Raw genomic sequence first — 17,634 nt, 5'->3', positions numbered from 1 at the left:
TAGACGATATCGGCGGAGCTTTCTACACTGCCCGCAATCTGGGGACCGGGGTGCAATGGATGAACCGCAATGAACTTCGCAAGGCCGACATCAACCTGATGGTGGTGTTCGAAACCTTGATGCTCGAACGCAACGTGACCCGGGCCGCCGAGAAGCTGTTTCTCGGCCAGCCAACCATCAGTTCGGCGCTCAATCGTTTGCGCACCATGCTCAACGATCCGTTGTTCATCCGCGTCGGCCACCGCATGGAGCCGACCGCCCGGGCCGAAGACATCTATCGCCATCTGAAGCCGGCGCTGGACTCGTTGTCGGTTGCATTGAGCCTGACCCGGGATTTCGATCCCGCCGTCAGCACCATGACGTTTCGCATCGGCCTGTCGGATGATGTCGAATTCGGTCTGCTGCCGCCGCTGTTGCGTGCCTTGCGCCAGGAAGCGCCGAGCGTGGTGTTCGTGGTGCAACATGTCGATTACTGGCGAATTCCCGATCTGCTGGCCGCTGGCGACATCACCGTCGGCATCAGTCAGACCCGTGGCCTGCCGGCCAACGCCAAGCGCAAACTGCTGCGACATATCCAGCCGAGCATCCTGCGTGCCGACAAGTCCGCCACACCGCTGACCCTCGATGAATATTGCGCCCGCCCGCATGTATTGGTTTCCCACACCGCCAATGTCAGTGGCTACGCCGATGAGTGGCTGGCGGACATCGGCCGCACCCGTCAGGTGGTGCTGTCGGTGCCGCAGTACAGTTCGTTGCCGGCGCTGCTGGCCGGCACCGATCTGATCGCCAGCCTGCCGGACTACACCGCCGAAGCCATGGCGGCTTCGGGCCTGCTGTTCAAGGAACCGTTCCCGTTCAAGACCCCGACGCTCGACCTGTCGATGGTCTGGCTCAGCCATGTCGACAGCGACCCGGCCGAGCGCTGGCTGCGTTCGCGGCTGGAGCAGTTCATGAGTGAGCGCCCGCACACGCCGTTCTGACTTGCCGACCCGTTGTCCGGCTGCTTTGCTGAGTACACCTGAATTCGGCGGAGCCTCGTCCCATGAGCATTTCCCGTGGTTTGTTGCGTGGGCGCGGCAGTCTCGACAGTGGCAAGGTCGGTATGGTCGAGCTGTTCTTCGATCTGGTGTTCGTGTTTGCCGTGACTCAGTTGTCCCACACGTTGCTCGCGCATCTGTCGATTATTGGTGCGGTGCAGGTGACCCTGATGATGGTCGCGGTGTGGTGGGTGTGGATCTTCACGTCCTGGATCACCAACTGGCTCGACCCGGAGAAACTGCCGGTGCGTCTTGGGCTGTTCGGCCTGATGATCGCCGGTTTGCTGTTGTCTTCCTCGATCCCCAAGGCATTCACCGAGCGCGGTCTGATGTTCGCGGCAGCATTCGTGTTCATGCAGGTCGGGCGCACGCTGTTCGCGCTCTGGGCGGTGCGCGGCGAGTCATTGAGCATGACGCGCAACTTCCAGCGCATCCTCGCGTGGCTGACGTTGTCCGGGGTGTTCTGGATCGGCGGAGCGTTTGTCGAAGGCGAACAGCGGCTGTTCTGCTGGTCGCTGGCGCTGCTGATCGAACTGATTTCTCCGTCGCTGTATTTCTGGGTGCCGGGGCTGGGCCGCTCGTCGCTGAGCGACTGGAACGTCGAAGGCAATCACATGGCCGAACGTTGCGCGCTGTTCGTGATCATCGCCCTGGGTGAATCGTTGCTGGTGACGGGCGCGACCTTCGCCGAGCTGACGCCGGGCCGCGATGGATTGCTGGCGTTTCTGGTGGCGGTACTGGGCAGCATCGCCATGTGGTGGGTGTACTTCGACAGCGGTGCGGAGCGCGCGCACCACCGTATCGCCCATTCCGCCGACCCCGGACGACAGGCGCGAATCGCTTACACCTACCTGCATGTGCTGATCGTCGCCGGGGTCATCGTCAGCGCGGTGGCCGATGAACTGGTGCTGGTGCACCCGGATCACGCCAGCGACACCGGCATCGTCGTGATCGTTGCCGGGCCGTGGTTGTTCCTGCTCGGTAATGCACTGTTCAAATGGGTCATGGCTGACCGAGCGTTTCCACCGTTATCCCATGTGATCGGGCTGATAGCGCTGACGCTGCTGTTGCCGCTGGCACTGAATCACTGGTTTTCGGCGTTGACGCTCGGTGCGCTGACCACGGCAGCCGTGGTGCTGGTGGCGATCTGGGAAAGCCTGGCGTTGCGTCTGGCGCTACCGGTTCCAGTGTCGGAAAAAGCCGCAGGAGAGTAGGGCGGTGCTGTGTTATATGTACGACCTTTCTGCCGACTGACTGGAGTCTCCCGATGCCACACCTGCACATGGAATACACCGCCAACCTGCCGCAACTGAACGCCGACGTGGCGTTGATCCGGCTCAACAACACCCTGGTGGGTTCCGGTCAGTTCGCGGCGGAGTTCGATATCAAGAGCCGTGCGATCAAGGTGGAAACCTTCAAGGTCGGCACCGCGATGAGCGAGCGGGCCTTTGTCGCGGTGAGGCTGGCGCTGCTCAGCGGTCGTTCCCCGGAGATCAAGAAGCAACTCTCGCAAAACCTGTTGGCGGTGCTGCAGGACCTGTGCGAATGGCCGGCCGGTGTCGAAGTGCAGTTGAGCGTGGAACTGCTGGATATCGACCGCGAGTCCTACAGCAAGGTCGCCATCGGCGTGTAAGACTCAGGCCGCCTCCAGCTCCGCGCAGGTCTTGATGACCTGCTCGCGCAGCCAGAGGTTGGCGCTGTCCTGATCGACGTTGTGGCTCCACTGCATGTCGAGGGTGAACCCCGGCAGGCCATTGGGTGCCTCGCAGTGATTGAACACCGCGTCGTTGGTCAGCAAACGCTGGATCCGCCGGGGCAGGGTGAGGATGAAATCGGTGCCGGTGATCATCTTCAAGGCTGCGCTGTAGCTGTTGGAACGGGCGACTATCTGGCGTTTCTGCGCCTGCCGCGCGAGCCAGCCATCGACCATGTTGGTGGTGGACGTCCAGGGCGTCGGGAACACGTGCCGGCGTTCGGTAAAGGCTTGCAGGCTGAGGCGCGGTTCCAGCGGCGTCGCGCGTTTGTCGAAGACGCAGACCAGATCATCTTCCAGCAGCATCCGGGATTTCAGATCGGTATGGCTGCGATGGAAGTTGGGGCCGAAACAGACCACCAGGTCGAGGCTGCCATCGCGCAGTTCTTCAGCCGGCACGTCGGTTTCGAACTTGTGCATGTTGACCATCACCGGCAGATCGTCGAAGTCGAAACGCTTCAACAGTCGAGGCAGGATCAGTTGTTCGAAATATTCCGGTGCGCAGATGTTGAACGTCACCGGTTGCGCCATCGGGTCGAAGGTCGGGGCGCCGGCGTGGCAGAGGTTGATGCTTTCGAGGATCTTCTGCACATGGCCATACATGCTGCTGGCCTTGTAGGTCGGACGCATGCCGGTGCGGGTGTTGACGAACAAATCATCTTCGAAACTGGTGCGCAGTTTTTTCAGGCAGTAACTGACGGTGGATTGACTGACAAACAGCGCCTCCGACACATCGGTGACGCTGCTTCGCTCATACACGGCGACAAACACCATGAGATCCTGCATGTCGAGCTTTCTAAGCAAGTTACTGTTCAGCATCCGTTCTGTCTCGCTGTGCTCCTTGCGCTGAATCCGCGCAAACGTGTGCGCATGATCGTAACGGAACGATGGTGCCAGGAGAAACCCCTGTAGGATTTTTCACGGACAGTTGTGGGACAGAAAGTTTTAGTAATACGACGTGCCGATTCAAACCTGAAAAAGATGGCCACAAGCCTTTAGCTAGAGACCTGAAGCACCGTGCACAACGCCCGATCAGCGAAAGTGTCGGGGGTAATGCCGAGGGTCGAAGTGCCACACGATCAGCAGCATGACTACCATGATGGTGGTCAGCGACCACCAGGCCCATTCGAAGCTGCCCAGTTGATCTCGGATCATCCCGGCCAGCAGCGGTGAAAGACCTGCAATCAGATAGCCGATACCTTGCACGAAGGCGGTCAGACCGCCAGCGCGCTGCGGATCGTCGAGGTGATCGAGGGAGACGATCAGGCTCATTGGAAACAGCCCGCCAATCCCCAGACCCAGCAGACATGGCCAGAGCAGGCTCAGGTGTTGCGGGCTGAGGATCAGGCCGCAGAAGCCGCCAATGATCAGCATCAGCAGGGCGACCAGCACCCCGCGTCGATCACGACTGCGATTGGCGATAGCGGGAACCACCAGACCGGAAATCACCTCCATGGCCGTCAGAAAACCCAACAGCAGACCGGCGTTCTGTTCACTCCAGCCGTTTTCCACGTAGTACGGCGCAAGCCATGCCAGCACACAGGTGTAGGACGCCGTCCCCAGACCGAAGAAGATTGCCAGGAGCCAGGCGCGGGAATGGGTGAAGAAGGATTCTTTCTTTGCCTTGGAGGCTGTGTCAGGCGCTGTTTCGTTACCCTGCAATAACCAGAACAGCAGCGCGAGCAACGCCAGTACCGCCCAGATCGCCAGACCTGCCCGCCAACTGCCGGTATCGAGCATCACCCGTGGCGCAAAAGAGGCTGCCAGTGCGGCGCCGCCCATGATCGACGTGACATACAGCCCCATGCACAGCGCCACGTTGTCGGGAAACCGCGATTTGATCAGGGCCGGCATCAACGCCTGAATCAGCGCGATGCCGATCCCGGCCAGTACGGCACTGACGATCAGTTGCGCCGCCGAATCGAGAAACAGCCGCGACAGAGTCGCCAGGCCAATGATCAGCAACGACAGCACCACCGTGCGCCGTTCGCCCAGACGCTGGCTGATGCCAATCCCGAAAAACATCGCCAGTCCCATGGCCATCACCGGCAGCATGGTCAGCAGCGAGGCGAGGCTGAAGCTCAACGGAATATCGCCGCGAATCGCCGACAGCAAAGGCCCGACGGCGGCCATCGACGGGCGCAGGTTAAGGGCGACAAGGACGATACCGAGCATCAGCCAGACGGCGGGGCGGGCAGTGGCGCGAACGTTTTCCATCTTCAGACCTTTGAATCAGAGGCTGTCGATTAGGCGGGCGTGGTGCGGGGCCGGCAAATCAGAAAATCCCGAGGGGTATTTAAAAAGTCGATACGTCTCCCGAGCCCTCTGCGCAAGCCAGCGGTGATTTTTTACTGAATCAGGCCTGACGCATTTTCAAGTTTCATGGTTATTTCATGAGCTAACTAATCGTTGGCTTCTTTTTCACAAAATATTGATGGTTTTCTGCGTAGAGTTTTTGTCGCCTTAGTCAATGAAATTTTCACAATTGGCGACGGCGCTTCTTTTCAGGAAATCGCCTCTTCATCATGTTCAAGTTAAAAGCCGTGCGCCCGGAATGGGTGACGTTGTTTGCCAGCGCCTTTCTTTTGGCCGGATTCAATTTCGTACTCTGGGAACACCTTTTCGAGATCACCGCTGCCGACGGCAAGGGCATCGCCATGCGCATTGCGTTCGGGGTGATGATCTTCGCGGCGTACAACATCGTGCTGACATTTCTGAGCTTTCGCCCGGTATTGAAACCGGTGTTGACCGTGTTGTTTCTGATCAGTGCCGGCGTGGCTTATTTCATGAGCCAATATGGCGTGATGATAGACGCGGGCATGTTTCGCAACTTCGCTGAAACCAATGCCACGGAAGTTCGCGATCTACTGTCGTTGAAGTTGTTCGCTTATATAGTATTCCTGGGTGTCTTGCCGTCCTGGTTGTTGTGGAAGTTACCCGTCAACTATCGTCGCTGGCACCGAGAGTTATTAAGCAAAGTTGTGGTGTGTGCAGCATCGGTCGCCGTCATTGGCGGTGTGGCGCTGGCCAACTATCAGGGCCTGTCCTCGCTGTTTCGCAACCACCATGAATTGCGCCTGATGCTGGTGCCGAGCAACTACATCGGCGCGTCGGCCGGCTATCTGCGTGAACAGGTGGTTTCCGCGCAGCAACCGTTCATCAAGATCGGCGAAGACGCCCAGCGCAACCCGGCACTGCAAAACCGTCCGCGCAAGTCGCTGACCGTGCTGGTGGTGGGCGAAAGTGCCCGGGCGGAGAACTTCGGCATCCTCGGCTACAACCGTGATACGACGCCGAAACTGGACAAGGAGGCGGGTTTGATCGCCTTCACCGACGTGCATTCCTGCGGCACTGAAACGGCCGTGTCGGTGCCCTGCATGTTCTCCAACATGGGCCGAAAGGATTACGACGCCAGCAAGGCGAAGAATGAAGAAGGGCTGCTCGACGTGCTCAAACGCGCCGGCATCGATGTGATCTGGCGCGACAACCAGTCGGGCTGCAAAGGCACCTGCGATCGCGTCACCCTGCAGGACGTGAGCAATCTGAAAGACCCGGCACTGTGCGCCAACAGCGAATGCCGCGATGAAATCCTCCTGCAAGGCCTGCAGAGCTTCATCGACCATCTGGACAAGGACACTGTGCTGGTCCTGCACCAGATGGGCAGCCACGGCCCGGAATACTTCAAGCGTTATCCGAAGGAATACGAACACTTCACCCCGGTGTGTGAAAGCAACGCGCTGAACAATTGCAGCCGCGACAGTATCGTCAACGGTTATGACAACACGCTGGTGTACACCGACCATGTGTTGTCGAGTCTGATCGATGTGTTGCGCAGCAATCAGGAAAAAGTCGATACGGCGATGCTGTACCTCTCCGATCACGGCGAGTCGCTGGGCGAGTACAACCTGTTCCTGCACGGCACGCCGTACATGCTGGCGCCGGAACAACAGAAACATGTGGCGATGCTGGCCTGGTTCTCCGACAGCTATCAGAAGTCCTACTCGGTCGACACCCATTGTCTGCAATTGAGTCGCGACAAACCGTTGAGCCAGGACAACCTGTTCCATTCGATCCTCGGTTTGCTGGAAGTGCAGAGCAAGGTCTATCAGCACGATCTGGACCTGTTCGCCGGTTGCCGCGGTGCGGTCATCGACGGGGTTCTGGCCAAGGACTGAGCCTGCGGAATCTTTCTGTAAGACTATTCTTGCTATCCAGCAGGAGATTTCATCAAAGCACTTGCCCTGCGGAGGCGCGGAAAGCGCCGGTGGCGATATATACTGCGCGCCATTCTTGAAGGGAGAGCCGTGTGGCCATCGATATTCACTGGATTCGCGACAACGATAGCCTCGCGCAGTTTTGCGCCGAGTGGCAGCAGCTGCCTTTCGTTGCCCTCGACACCGAATTCATGCGGGTCGACACCTTCTACCCGATTGCCGGCCTGTTGCAGGTTGGCGACGGCAAACGCGCCTATCTGATCGACCCGCTGACCATTGACGCCTGGCAACCGCTGGCGGCGTTGCTGGAAAACCCGGCGGTGCTCAAAGTCCTGCACGCGTGCAGCGAAGACCTCGAAGTCCTGCTGCGCCTGACCGGCAGCCTGCCAGCGCCGATGTTCGACACGCAACTGGCCGCCGCCTACCTGAACCTCGGGTTCTCGATGGGTTACTCGCGTCTGGTGCAGGAAGTGCTCGGCATCGAACTGCCGAAGGGCGAAACCCGTTCCGACTGGTTGCAGCGGCCGTTGTCCGACACGCAAATCAGCTATGCCGCTGAAGATGCCGTGCATCTGGCGGAGGTTTTCGTACAACTGCGTCCGAAACTGTCTGACGACAAATTCGCCTGGGTGTTGGAGGACGGCGCCGAATTGGTCGCCAACCTGCGCCGCGAGACCGATCCGTACGAGGTGTATCGCGAGGCGAAGCTGGCGTGGAAACTGTCCCGCGCCCAACTCGCCGTTCTGCGCGAGCTGTGCGCCTGGCGTGAGCGCGAGGCCCGTGCCCGCGATCTGCCGCGTAACCGCATCGTCCGTGAGCACTCGCTGTGGCCGCTGGCTCGCACGCAACCGGACAACCTCAGCGCGCTGGGCAAGATCGAAGACATGCACCCGCGTACCGTGCGTCAGGACGGCGAGTTTCTGCTTGATCTGATCAAGCGCTCTGGCAGTGTGGGGCCTGATCAATGGCCGCCAGCCGTGCCGGAGCCGCTGCCGATCGAAGCCGCCGCGCTGATCAAACAGCTGCGGGCCCTGGGTCAGGCCGAGGCCGAGCGTCTGGGCATCGCGCCGGAGCTGATGCTGCGCAAGAAAACCCTCGAAGCGCTGGTCAAAAGCGGCTTCCCCGAGGGTCCTTACCAATTGCCTGATTCGCTGCGTGGCTGGCGCCGCGAATTGATGGGCCAGAAGCTGCTCGACAGCCTGGCCACCGCCGGAGAACAGCCTTGAAACGTATTTGCTCGATTTACCAAAGTTCGAAACGCAGCGGCATGTACCTTTACGTGCTCAAGAGCGATGCGCTGGAGCGTGTGCCGGAAGCCTTGATGCTGGCATTCGGCAAGGCCAAGCACTCCTTCGATCTGGTGCTGACTCCCGAGCGCAAGCTGGCCAGCGAAGACATCGTCGTCGTGCTGGAAAACCTCGACAAGCAGGGTTACCACCTGCAAATGCCGCCGGCCGAGGATGAGTACATCGAACACTTGCCCGAAGAGTTGCTGCGACGCAACGACCCGGTCTGACCTGCGAGGCCCTGTCCTGGGCCTCCTGTAATCCCTGGAACTGTTTTTACGGCGACGACCGCCACGAAGTGGGCGGCCGTCTGCACGGTTTGCGAAAGGTTTGAACATGCGCGTTCTGATTGCTGAACACGACCACGCCGTATATGCCCGACTGTTGCGTCAGGCAGCCCCGGAGCTTGAAGTGCTGACCAGCGGCGATTCCGCCGAATTGGCTCGCCAGGCCGTCGATTGCCCTGTGTGGCTGGGTCAGCCGGATCTGTTGGCGACCCTGCTGCGTCAGGGCCACCAGCCACAATGGCTGCAATCGACCTGGGCCGGCATCACGCCGTTGCTGGCCGACGGCCTGCGCCGGGATTACCGCTTGACCCGGGCGGTCGGCATTTTCGGTCAGGTGATGGCCGAGTACGTGCTGACCTACATGCTCGGCCACGAGCGCGAAGTGCTGGCACGGCTGGTCAGCCAGGTCGAGCGCAAGTGGGACAGTCGCACCGGCCAGAGTCTGGTCGGGCGCAAGGTGCTGATCGTCGGCACCGGTGACATCGGCCAGAGCGTGGCGCAGTTTCTGCTGCCGTTCGGCGTCGAGTTGTACGGCATCGCCAGCAGCGCCCGCGAGCAGGCGCCGTTTGTCGAAGTCGGTTCGATGGCGGATCTGCCACGGCTGGTGAGCGAAGTGGATTACGTGGTCAATCTGCTGCCCAACACCGAGCACACCCACGACATCTATGACGCGGCGCTGTTCAAGCAATTCAAGCCGACCGGGTTGTTCATCAACGCCGGGCGCGGTGTGGCCGTTGTCGATGCGGATCTGGTTGAAGCGTTGAAGGAAGGCCATCTGGCGGGCGCGGTGATCGACGTCTGCCGCCAGGAACCGTTGCCGCAACGTCATCCGTTCTGGACCGCGTGGGGCTTGCTGTTGACCGGGCACAGCTCGGCACCGACATCGCCGCCGATGATGGTGCAGTTGTTTCTGGATAACTTGCGGGCGTATCAGGCGGGCGAGGCGTTGCGTGGGGAAGTGGATTTCTCGCGCGGTTACTGAGTTCTGAGGGATCGTTCCCACGCCCTGCGTGGGAACGATCAAACGATGGGGCTTAGAGGGTGAAATCCCCTTCAGCCGCGAGCTCGCTCAGCGGACGACGCGGGCTCGGTGTTTCCCGCGCTTGCAGGTAATCCGCCAGGGTTGACTTGTCACCCAGCTTGCCTACCGCAACAGCGGCGTGTAGCGCATAACCTTCCGGAATGTTCAGCTCTTTGCGGGTCAGCTCCTGATCGAAGCCGGCCATGCCGTGGGTGTGCCAGCCGCTCAGGCTCGCCTGCAGCGCCAGATGGCCCCACGCGGAACCGGTGTCGAAGGTGTGCCACAGCGCTGGCGTTTCTTCGGTCGCGCCCGGTGCGGTGAAGGTGGTTTTCGAAATCACGATCACCAGCGCCGAGGCGTGCTGCGCCCAGCTGCGGTTGAACTCATTGAGCAGGCCCAGGTAACGCTCCCAGTTCGGCGTGTCGCGACGGGCGTAGAGAAAACGCCACGGCTGCGAGTTGTACGCCGATGGTGCCCAACGTGCGGCTTCGAAGAAGCTCAGCAGGGTTTCCTCGGAAATCGCTTCGCCGGTGAAGGCGCGGGGCGACCAGCGATCGGTGAACTGCGGGTGAATGGCGTATTCGGCAACGCGAGGGTTGGCACTCATCGAGAGATTCCTTGCTACGTTTGAGGATAGGTTTGAAGCAAAACCCGGCGGGATCAGTTGGGCTGAACGATGGGGGGCTGTATCTGAAGCCGTGCAGTTCACCGGAATGCAACGCGGTCGAGCGTTAATGGCACCCAGCCAGGGCTTCTTGAGACTGGCAAAGCTACTTGGCCGCGCAAAAACTGACAAGCCCTGCACAACCGGCAGTCGCCAGCGCTTGGCCCACGGGGCCTTGGGCACTAGACTGGCGGCCTTTTCACCACCTGATGTTGATGCTTGAGCCATGGCCGCCAAAGTCGAACCGTTCTGGATACGCAAAACCCTCGATCAACTGGATCACGAGGAATGGGAATCGCTGTGCGACGGATGTGGCCTGTGCTGCCTGCAGAAGCTCGAGGATGAAGAAGACAACAGCGTCTATTACACGCGCATCGCCTGCAAACTGCTGGACCTGAAAACCTGCCAGTGCAGCGATTATCCAAATCGCATCAAGTTTGTCCCGGACTGCATCCAGCTCACCCCGGGCCAGGCCGAAGAGTTCAAATGGCTGCCGCCGACCTGCGGTTATCGACTGGTCAGCGAAGGCAAGGACTTGCCGTTGTGGCATCACCTGGTCTGCGGTGATCGCGATGCCGTGCACCACGAACGGATTTCCCAGTCCGGGCGCATGCTCGCCGAAGGCAGCGTGCCGGAAGACGATTGGGAAGATCACCTGATTTTCCGGGCCGGCTAAGTTCTGAGGGGCTAAATTCTGAGGAGCTAAGTTCTGAGGAGCTAAGTTCTGAGGAGTAAGCCCCGCCGAGAATTCAAGTTTCAACAAGGAGTGTGTATGGCTGTGGGATTGCGCCGGACGCTGATCGTCGGACTGCTGATGCTGAGCGCGCCGGTGTGGGCGGCGAAGAAGGTCGATCTGGATTACCACGTGCGTCTGTTGCCGCAAAGCGATCAGGCGGAAGTGCGCCTGACCCTTGCCAAAGGCGAGGCCGTGCGCAGTCTGGATTTCGACCTCGGCGACGGCAGCCACTACAGCGACTTCAAGGCCGACGGCCAATGGCAACTGACGCCGGGCCAGCAGGCGCGCGGCGTGTGGCGCCCGACGGCGGACAAGGCCAGCCTGACCTACCGCGTGCGCATCAGCCACGGCCGCAAGAACGGCAGCTTCGACACGCGCATGACCCCGACCTGGGCGCTGATGCGCGGCGATGAACTGGTGCCGCCGGCCAAACTCGATCAGCAGGACGGCATTGAACTGGTCTCACGCCTGCAATTCGAACTGCCCGACGGCTGGAAAAGCGTCGAAACCGCCTGGCCGCGCATCGGCAAGAACAAATTCCGCATCGACAATCCGTCCCGTCTGTTCGACCGGCCCACGGGATGGATGCTTGCCGGTCATCTCGGCAGCCGCCGCACGCGGCTGGGTGAAACCGAAGTGACGGTGGCGTCGCCGCAAGGGCAGGGCATGCGCCGGATGGACGTGCTGACATTGCTGACGTTTGTCTGGCCGCAGGTGCAGGCGGTGTTTCCCCGCCACCCGACCAAACTGCTGATCGTCGGCGCCAACGACCCGATGTGGCGCGGCAGTCTGGCGGCGCGGGAGTCGATCTACCTGAACACGCGCTTGCCGCTGGTCAGCGAGAGCGGCAGCAGCCCCTTGGTCCGTGAGCTGGCGCAGGTGTTCGGACGGATCAACGACGAGCAGCGCAGTGACTGGATCAAGGAAGGATTCGCCGAGTATTACGCCGTCGAACTGGTGCGCCGTGCTGGCGGCATGAGCGACGAGCGTTATCAGGCATTGCAGGTGAAACTGGCCAAGGACAGCCAGAAGGTCAGCACACTGCGCGGCGAGCAGATCAGCCCGGCGCAGCTGTCGAAAACGGTGCTGTTGTTACAGGAGCTCGATGGCGAGATTCGCCTGAAGACACGCAACAAGCGCTCGCTGGACGACGTGCTGCGCGGGGCGATGCATCTGGGGACGGTGGATACCAAGGCATTTGTGCAACTCGCCGAAAGCATTCTCGGCGAGTCGTCCAAAGTCCTCGATACTGCGTTACTGCAGTAATACCGTCATCGCTGGCAAGCCAGCTCCCACAGGTTTGTGTGGTGACCACCGATTGGTCTCCAGCCCAAAACATTGTGGGAGCTGGCTTGCCAGCGATGAGGCCATCAGCCTCAACGCAAGTTCAGGATCAAACCCCGGCCTTTGGCGATTTCACCGAATCATTGCCGGTCACGGTGGCGGTTTTGGTCGCCGCTTCGGCATTGGCTTTGAGCTTGCTCAGCTCTTCACCGGCCCGCTCGATCTTCGTGCGCACGTTGTTCATGTCCTGACGGCTTTTCTCCAGCAGGCTTTTCACCGAACTGTGCCCGGTAATGCCACGGGCCATGGCCACGCCGCCAATCGCCACCTGAATCAAACCGAACACGCCGCCACGGCGCAGGCCCTTGCCGACCATGATCACGCCGCCGGCCAGCGAGCCGATGCGCTCCCAGCCTTCCACGTTCTGTTCGGAACGGGTCTGGAACGGGGTGGATTCGATACGCTCGACGCGTTTGAGCTCGGTCATGATCTTTCTCCAGGCAATGAGTAATGGATAAACAAGCTGACTGCATTGGCGGTCAGCTCGTTCCATCGGATGTGCGGCGGTTCAGCGGAATTTCGGCCCGGAACGGGTGTTCAAGCCTTTGGCCATACGGTCGTAAAGCACGACGTTGACCGTGGCGGCGAGGTTCATGCAACCGGTGGTCGGGATGTACACGACGTCTTCGCACCAGTCGCGGATCTCTTGATCCAGCGAGCCGTCTTCGGGGCCGAAGATGTACAAGGCACGATCCGGGTGAGTGTATTCCGGCAGCGGACGGGCACCGTCGACCAGTTCCACGGCGACAGGTACGCAGTTGAGCGGCAGGATCTTTTTCAGATCGTCGATGCCGATCAGCGGGATGTCGTAGTGCACGCGCTTGGTGTCGGTGACGAAATCGGCGGCGCGTTCATAGCGCTTGCCGGTGTAGAACACGGTCGACACGCCGTAACAGCCTGCGGCGCGCATCACCGAACCGACGTTTTCCGGTGATTTGGGGTTATACAAACCAATGCAGCTGTACCGTTTGTCTGCCACGAGCGGGGTGCCTTCGGGAAAAAGAGGGCGATTATACGGGGATTGGGAGAGGGCGGGCAGATTCAGGATCTGTGGCGTCGGTGATGGCCTCTTCGCTGGCTTGCCAGCGAAGAGGCCCTTTCAGGCAATGAAGATCAGTCTTCTTTTTTCATCAGGCCGGCCAGCGCCGCAAACGGGTTGTGCGTGGCCTTGGCGATTTTCGGCGTGCTCAGCGAGCCTTCGCCGAAATACTGCTGGTCGGTGTAGCGCGAGTGCTCGTTGTCGTGGCAGTACAGGCACAGCAGTTCCCAGTTGGAACCGTCCTGCGGGTTGTTGTCGTGGTTGTGGTCACGGTGATGCACGGTCAGCTCGCTCAGGCGCTTGCCGGAAAACTCACGGGCGCAGCGGCCGCACACATGCGGGTACATCTTCAGGGCCTTGTCGCGGTAGCCCATTTCCTTGTCGCGCTGGTTGTCGGCGAGGATGCGATCCAGCTTCGAAGTGTTGGTCGGGGTGGACGAACTCATGGGTTCACCTTTGTAGAAAGACTAATGACGGTTATGACGCAAGTTTAGCTCAGCCCTTGAGCTTCTCGGCAATCCAGATCGTGTGGCGGGTGCCCTTGTTGCCGTGGGCGAAGACCTGCACTTCCTCGGCCTTGAAACCGGCCTTCTTCAATTTGTCGGAAAACTGCCGGTCGGCGCTGGCCGACCACACCGCCAGCACGCCTTTGGGCCGCATCGCCTTGGCGCACGCGGCCAGGCCTGCGGCGGAATACAGCCAGCTGTTGGCCTTCTGGGTCAGGCCTTCGGGGCCGTTGTCGACGTCGAGCATGATTGCGTCGAAACCGTTCGGCTCGCTTTGCAGCACCTTGGCCACGTCTTCCTGACGGATCACCGTGCGTGGGTCGAGCAGCGGGCGCCCGGACTTTTCGCCAAGCGGGCCACGGTTCCATTCAACGACGCCGGGCACCAGTTCGGCAACCACCACTTCGGCGCTCTTGCCCAGGTGCTTTAGCGCGGAAGCGAGGGTGAAGCCCATGCCCAGGCCGCCGATCAGCACCCGCGAGTTCGGCCGGCCGGCAACCTTGCGGCACGGAATCTCGGCCAATGCGTCTTCGGAACCGTGCATGCGGGTGTTCATCAATTGCCCGCCGTCGCCGCCCTGGATCTTGATGACAAAGTCCTCGCCGTACTCGAACAGGCACAGGGCTCCGCCGTTGTCAGGGATCGGCGTGGTGTCGAGCAGAACGAAACGTTTCATGGAAATCTCTAAAGAGGGGAAGGCAAGCAGGCGCGTTGGGAGTAGCCTGAACGCAGACTTCAGGCCAACGGAGCCCTTGATGAAGCGCACCATTCTAACGGTCATTACCCTGGCCGCGCTCTCGATAACTGCAGTGCACGCCCAACAGACGATTCCCGTCAGCCCGACGCCGCAACCGGGTTCGCCCGGCACTGCGACGCCAACCCCGTATCCGCAAATCAGCCCGGTACCGATTCCCAAGACCGGTTCAGGCAGTGGCGGGCCGCCACTGGTGCCGATCGAAATGCCCAGCCCGCCGTCCAAGGATCAGCCGGTGCCGGGTATCGAACCCAGCGACGGCAAAGCCAAATCCCCCGGCGGCTAGATCTGTTGCGCCGCCAGTTGGCCGTCGGCCATGCGCAGGCGTTTGGACAGGGAGACGGCGAGGGCGCGGATGATCTTGGCGGCGATTTTCGGCGCGTCGTTGAGCATTTTTTCCAGCGAGTCCTTGCCGAGGTTGAGCAACTGACAGTTGCTCGCTGCCACGCAAGTCGCTGAGCGACGTTCGCCATCCAGCACCGCCATTTCGCCGAACGCCCGTCCGCCACGCAGGGTGGCCATGGTCACGACCTGGCCGTCGCTGCCGGTTTTCTGCACGGCCACCTGGCCGGTGTGGATGATGCACATGAAACTGCCGGCATCGCCTTCGCGAAAGATCGCTTCGCCCTCGGCCACGGTACTGATGCTGAAGTAGCCCGAAGCGGCGGCGAAATCCGCCAGTTGCAATTGATCGAACAGGCCGCAGTCCATCAGCCAGTCGCGGATTTCGTTGTTCAACAAGGTTGGTTCTGACATGTCGTGCGGTCTTTTTGTTGTGTCGGTTTGCAGGCTCGCCACCGGGCGCCGACTTGATTATCGGCGCCCGGCGTCGGGAATTAAGACCTGACTGACCGGCGGAGTTCCTCAGGCGATGCCCAGAACCTTGAAAACAAATGCATATTCGAGGGCTACGTCACGTAATCCCTGATAACGACCACTCATGCCGCCGTGGCCGGCGCCCAGTTCGGTCTTGAGCAGCAGCGGATTGTCGTCGGTCTTGGTCGCGCGCAACTTCGCCACCCACTTGGCCGCTTCCCAGTACTGCACGCGGCTGTCGTTGTAGCCGGCGATCACCAGGGTTGCGGGATAAGCCTGCGCGCTGACGTTTTCGTACGGCGCGTAGGCCTTGATCCGTTCGTAAACGTCTGGCTCCTCGGGGTTGCCCCACTCGTCGTATTCGGTGACGGTCAGCGGCAGATCCGGGTCGAGCATGGTGTTGAGTACATCGACGAACGGCACTTCGGCAATCGCCACGCCGAACAGCTCCGGGCGCTGATTGAGCACCGCGCCAATCAGCAAACCACCGGCGCTGCCGCCGCTGATCGCCAGTTGCGGCGCGGTCGTGACGCCGTTGAGGATCAAGAACTCGGCGCAGGCAATGAAGTCGCTGAAGGTGTTTTGCTTGTGTTCCTGCTTGCCGGCGCGGTACCAGGCTTCGCCCAGTTCACCGCCGCCGCGCACGTGGGCGATGGCGAACGCCATGCCGCGATCCAGCGGGCTCAGACGGGCGTGGGAGAACCACGGATCGAGGCTCGAACCGTAGGCGCCGTAACCGTAGAGGTACAGCGGTACCGGTTTGCCGACCATTTCCCGCTTCATCACCAGGCTGATCGGCACCAGCGTGCCGTCCGGTGCGCTGGCCCACAGGCGCTGGCTGACGTAGGCGTCGGCGTCGAACGGGCCGAGCACCGGGGTTTCCTTGAGCACTTCCTGCGCGCCGGTGGCGAGAATCAATTGGCGAACCTGAGCCGGACGATTGAGCGCCTCGTAGCGCAGGCGGATACGGTCGCTTTCGAATTCCAGGCTGTTTTGCACATAGAGGCTGTAGGCCGCGTCCGGCAATTGCACGCGATAAGGCGCCAGACCGTGTGGGCGAACCTCGATGATCGGCAAGCCGCCTTCACGCAAGCTCAGGGTCAAGGCTTCGGCGTTGAGAGTCACCCCATCGAGCATCACCGCATCACTGTGCGGGATCAGGTTCTGCCAGTCGGCTTCGCTCGGTGCGCTGCCGGTGTCCGGCGTCTGGTAAAGGGCGAAGTTGATGCCGTCGCGGTTGGTGCGGATGAACCAGGTCCATTCGCCATCGAGCTTGCCGTGGTCGACGTCGTATTCGTGATCCTCGACCCGTGGCGCCAGGCAGGTGAACGGCTGGTGCGGCTGATTGGCATCCAGCGCCCAGATTTCGCTGGTGGTCTTGCTGCCCAGGGACAGCAGCAATTGCTGCTCGGAGCTGGCGCGGTAGCAATGCAGGAAGAAACGCCCGTCCGGCTCGTGGAACACCTCTTCAGCGGCGGTGCCGTCGAGGCGGTAGCGGAACAGTTTATGCGGGCGATGGGTGTCGTCGAGCTCGCCGAAGAACAGGGTCAGGCTGTCGTTGGCCCAGGTCATGCTGCCGTCGCAGTCCTGGAACTCCAGTTCGCTGACACGTTCGCTGGATAATTCCTTCACGAACAGCGTGTAAATCTCGTCGCCCGAGGCATCGACGCTGTAGGCCAGACGCTGGTGATCCGGGCTGATGCTGAACGCGCCGAGGGAGAAAAAACCGCCATTGGCCAGGGCGTTCGGGTCAAGCAGCAACTGCTCGCGGCTTTCGTCCAGTGTCAGGCTGTCGTCGACCGGACGCGGGCAGCGGTAGTGGCGAGGGTATTCGTCACCGGCCGTGGTGCGCGTGTAATACAAATACGGGCCCCACGGCGACGGCAGGGACAGGTCGGTTTCGAGGATCCGGCCCTTGATCTCCTCGAACAGGGTTTCACGCAGTTCGGCCTGATCGGCGGTCTGCGCCTGCTGGTAGTCGTTTTCGGCCTTGAGGTAGTCGAGCACCGCGTCGGTGTCGCGTTCCTGCAGCCAGGCATACGGGTCCTGACCGGCATCCTTGCGGGCAATCGGGGCGCTGGTGATGTTGGCGGATACAGGCATGGAGGGCTCTCGAACATGACAAATGAGGACCGCACGGACGGCGGGGAAGCCTGATGTGCGAAAAGTCGTTACTA

The 17,634-nt window shown here is 61.0% G+C and carries 19 protein-coding genes; 10 read left to right on the top strand and 9 right to left on the bottom strand.

Annotated elements, in window-relative coordinates; all coding sequences use genetic code 11:
- Positions 1–59: 59 nt before the first annotated feature.
- The 3 genes from JJN09_RS00425 to JJN09_RS00415 all read left to right on the top strand — a co-directional run bounded on the left by JJN09_RS00425 (position 60) and on the right by JJN09_RS00415 (position 2,670).
- Complete coding sequence (locus JJN09_RS00425) at positions 60–980, top strand: LysR substrate-binding domain-containing protein (protein WP_249484987.1); 921 nt, start codon at positions 60–62, stop codon at positions 978–980.
- 62 nt (positions 981–1,042) lie between these two features.
- Positions 1,043–2,251 carry a low temperature requirement protein A gene (locus tag JJN09_RS00420; RefSeq protein ID WP_249484986.1) on the top strand — a complete coding sequence of 403 codons (1,209 nt, stop codon included), beginning with the start codon at positions 1,043–1,045 and terminating at the stop codon, positions 2,249–2,251.
- Between the two features lie 53 nt (positions 2,252–2,304).
- Complete coding sequence (locus JJN09_RS00415) at positions 2,305–2,670, top strand: 5-carboxymethyl-2-hydroxymuconate Delta-isomerase (RefSeq protein WP_114881804.1); 366 nt, start codon at positions 2,305–2,307, stop codon at positions 2,668–2,670.
- Positions 2,671–2,673: 3 nt separating this feature from the next.
- Here the strand turns inward: JJN09_RS00415 and JJN09_RS00410 are convergent, their stop codons facing one another.
- Both JJN09_RS00410 and JJN09_RS00405 read right to left on the bottom strand, forming a co-directional pair.
- A complete protein-coding gene (locus JJN09_RS00410; protein WP_249484985.1) occupies positions 2,674–3,609 on the bottom strand; it encodes a LysR family transcriptional regulator in 936 nt (311 codons plus the stop codon).
- A 213-nt stretch (positions 3,610–3,822) separates the two neighbouring features.
- Entirely contained in the window at positions 3,823–5,007 is a 1,185-nt protein-coding gene (locus tag JJN09_RS00405; protein WP_249484984.1) for a cyanate transporter, read from the bottom strand.
- A 308-nt stretch (positions 5,008–5,315) separates the two neighbouring features.
- Here JJN09_RS00405 and JJN09_RS00400 point away from each other — a divergent pair, with 308 nt between their 5' ends.
- The 4 genes from JJN09_RS00400 (at position 5,316) to JJN09_RS00385 (ending at position 9,559) form a co-directional block, all read left to right on the top strand.
- Positions 5,316–6,965 carry a phosphoethanolamine transferase gene (locus JJN09_RS00400; protein ID WP_249484983.1) on the top strand — a complete coding sequence of 550 codons (1,650 nt, stop codon included), beginning with the start codon at positions 5,316–5,318 and terminating at the stop codon, positions 6,963–6,965.
- A 131-nt stretch (positions 6,966–7,096) separates the two neighbouring features.
- Positions 7,097–8,230 carry a ribonuclease D gene (gene rnd, locus JJN09_RS00395; protein ID WP_249484982.1) on the top strand — a complete coding sequence of 378 codons (1,134 nt, stop codon included), beginning with the start codon at positions 7,097–7,099 and terminating at the stop codon, positions 8,228–8,230.
- Positions 8,227–8,520, top strand: a complete 294-nt coding sequence (locus JJN09_RS00390) for a YcgL domain-containing protein (RefSeq protein ID WP_249484981.1) — start codon at positions 8,227–8,229, stop codon at positions 8,518–8,520. The genes rnd and JJN09_RS00390 overlap by 4 nt, the downstream gene beginning before the upstream one ends.
- Before the next feature lie 106 nt (positions 8,521–8,626).
- Positions 8,627–9,559, top strand: coding sequence for a D-2-hydroxyacid dehydrogenase (locus JJN09_RS00385; RefSeq protein WP_249484980.1), 933 nt, complete (start codon positions 8,627–8,629; stop codon positions 9,557–9,559).
- Positions 9,560–9,611: 52 nt separating this feature from the next.
- Here the strand turns inward: JJN09_RS00385 and JJN09_RS00380 are convergent, their stop codons facing one another.
- Positions 9,612–10,205, bottom strand: coding sequence for a nitroreductase family protein (locus JJN09_RS00380; RefSeq protein WP_249484979.1), 594 nt, complete (start codon positions 10,203–10,205; stop codon positions 9,612–9,614).
- Between the two features lie 283 nt (positions 10,206–10,488).
- Here JJN09_RS00380 and JJN09_RS00375 point away from each other — a divergent pair, with 283 nt between their 5' ends.
- On the top strand, positions 10,489–10,938 hold the full coding sequence (locus tag JJN09_RS00375) for a YcgN family cysteine cluster protein (protein WP_025110643.1): 450 nt from the start codon (positions 10,489–10,491) through the stop codon (positions 10,936–10,938).
- Between the two features lie 96 nt (positions 10,939–11,034).
- Entirely contained in the window at positions 11,035–12,264 is a 1,230-nt protein-coding gene (locus JJN09_RS00370) for a hypothetical protein (RefSeq protein ID WP_249484978.1), read from the top strand.
- 127 nt (positions 12,265–12,391) lie between these two features.
- Here the strand turns inward: JJN09_RS00370 and JJN09_RS00365 are convergent, their stop codons facing one another.
- From JJN09_RS00365 to JJN09_RS00350, 4 genes are all read right to left on the bottom strand, one after another.
- Positions 12,392–12,769 carry a DUF2892 domain-containing protein gene (locus JJN09_RS00365; RefSeq protein ID WP_096819384.1) on the bottom strand — a complete coding sequence of 126 codons (378 nt, stop codon included), beginning with the start codon at positions 12,767–12,769 and terminating at the stop codon, positions 12,392–12,394.
- An 81-nt stretch (positions 12,770–12,850) separates the two neighbouring features.
- Positions 12,851–13,321 carry an RNA methyltransferase gene (locus JJN09_RS00360; RefSeq protein ID WP_007958066.1) on the bottom strand — a complete coding sequence of 157 codons (471 nt, stop codon included), beginning with the start codon at positions 13,319–13,321 and terminating at the stop codon, positions 12,851–12,853.
- 134 nt (positions 13,322–13,455) lie between these two features.
- Positions 13,456–13,827 carry a YajD family HNH nuclease gene (locus JJN09_RS00355; RefSeq protein WP_007944009.1) on the bottom strand — a complete coding sequence of 124 codons (372 nt, stop codon included), beginning with the start codon at positions 13,825–13,827 and terminating at the stop codon, positions 13,456–13,458.
- A 49-nt stretch (positions 13,828–13,876) separates the two neighbouring features.
- Positions 13,877–14,563, bottom strand: coding sequence for a hypothetical protein (locus tag JJN09_RS00350; RefSeq protein WP_011332930.1), 687 nt, complete (start codon positions 14,561–14,563; stop codon positions 13,877–13,879).
- A 79-nt stretch (positions 14,564–14,642) separates the two neighbouring features.
- Here JJN09_RS00350 and JJN09_RS00345 point away from each other — a divergent pair, with 79 nt between their 5' ends.
- On the top strand, positions 14,643–14,927 hold the full coding sequence (locus JJN09_RS00345; protein WP_249484977.1) for a hypothetical protein: 285 nt from the start codon (positions 14,643–14,645) through the stop codon (positions 14,925–14,927).
- Here the strand turns inward: JJN09_RS00345 and JJN09_RS00340 are convergent.
- Positions 14,924–15,397 (bottom strand): cyclic nucleotide-binding domain-containing protein, encoded by a 474-nt coding sequence (locus tag JJN09_RS00340; RefSeq protein ID WP_249484976.1) that lies wholly within the window; start codon positions 15,395–15,397, stop codon positions 14,924–14,926. The genes JJN09_RS00345 and JJN09_RS00340 overlap by 4 nt on opposite strands.
- 108 nt (positions 15,398–15,505) lie before the next feature.
- Positions 15,506–17,560, bottom strand: a complete 2,055-nt coding sequence (locus tag JJN09_RS00335; RefSeq protein WP_249484975.1) for a S9 family peptidase — start codon at positions 17,558–17,560, stop codon at positions 15,506–15,508.
- Between the last annotated feature and the right edge of the window lie 74 nt (positions 17,561–17,634).

The organism is Pseudomonas sp. HS6 (genome assembly GCF_023375815.1).
In the GTDB taxonomy this organism is placed as follows: Bacteria; Pseudomonadota; Gammaproteobacteria; order Pseudomonadales; family Pseudomonadaceae; genus Aquipseudomonas.
The sequence above is the reverse complement of the archived record's forward strand: the minus strand, read 5'-3'. Positions and strand labels throughout refer to the sequence as shown.

Bases quoted from the DNA above. Each gene is read 5' to 3' on its own strand.
- JJN09_RS00425 (WP_249484987.1), top strand. From the start codon at position 60: ATGAACCGCAATGAACTTCGCAAGGCCGACATCAACCTGATGGTGGTG.
- JJN09_RS00420 (WP_249484986.1), top strand. From the start codon at position 1,043: ATGAGCATTTCCCGTGGTTTGTTGCGTGGGCGCGGCAGTCTCGACAGT.
- JJN09_RS00415 (WP_114881804.1), top strand. From the start codon at position 2,305: ATGCCACACCTGCACATGGAATACACCGCCAACCTGCCGCAACTGAAC.
- JJN09_RS00410 (WP_249484985.1), bottom strand. From the start codon at position 3,609: ATGCTGAACAGTAACTTGCTTAGAAAGCTCGACATGCAGGATCTCATG.
- JJN09_RS00405 (WP_249484984.1), bottom strand. From the start codon at position 5,007: ATGGAAAACGTTCGCGCCACTGCCCGCCCCGCCGTCTGGCTGATGCTC.
- JJN09_RS00400 (WP_249484983.1), top strand. From the start codon at position 5,316: ATGTTCAAGTTAAAAGCCGTGCGCCCGGAATGGGTGACGTTGTTTGCC.
- JJN09_RS00385 (WP_249484980.1), top strand. From the start codon at position 8,627: ATGCGCGTTCTGATTGCTGAACACGACCACGCCGTATATGCCCGACTG.
- JJN09_RS00380 (WP_249484979.1), bottom strand. From the start codon at position 10,205: ATGAGTGCCAACCCTCGCGTTGCCGAATACGCCATTCACCCGCAGTTC.
- JJN09_RS00375 (WP_025110643.1), top strand. From the start codon at position 10,489: ATGGCCGCCAAAGTCGAACCGTTCTGGATACGCAAAACCCTCGATCAA.
- JJN09_RS00370 (WP_249484978.1), top strand. From the start codon at position 11,035: ATGGCTGTGGGATTGCGCCGGACGCTGATCGTCGGACTGCTGATGCTG.
- JJN09_RS00365 (WP_096819384.1), bottom strand. From the start codon at position 12,769: ATGACCGAGCTCAAACGCGTCGAGCGTATCGAATCCACCCCGTTCCAG.
- JJN09_RS00355 (WP_007944009.1), bottom strand. From the start codon at position 13,827: ATGAGTTCGTCCACCCCGACCAACACTTCGAAGCTGGATCGCATCCTC.
- JJN09_RS00350 (WP_011332930.1), bottom strand. From the start codon at position 14,563: ATGAAACGTTTCGTTCTGCTCGACACCACGCCGATCCCTGACAACGGC.
- JJN09_RS00345 (WP_249484977.1), top strand. From the start codon at position 14,643: ATGAAGCGCACCATTCTAACGGTCATTACCCTGGCCGCGCTCTCGATA.
- JJN09_RS00340 (WP_249484976.1), bottom strand. From the start codon at position 15,397: ATGTCAGAACCAACCTTGTTGAACAACGAAATCCGCGACTGGCTGATG.
- JJN09_RS00335 (WP_249484975.1), bottom strand. From the start codon at position 17,560: ATGCCTGTATCCGCCAACATCACCAGCGCCCCGATTGCCCGCAAGGAT.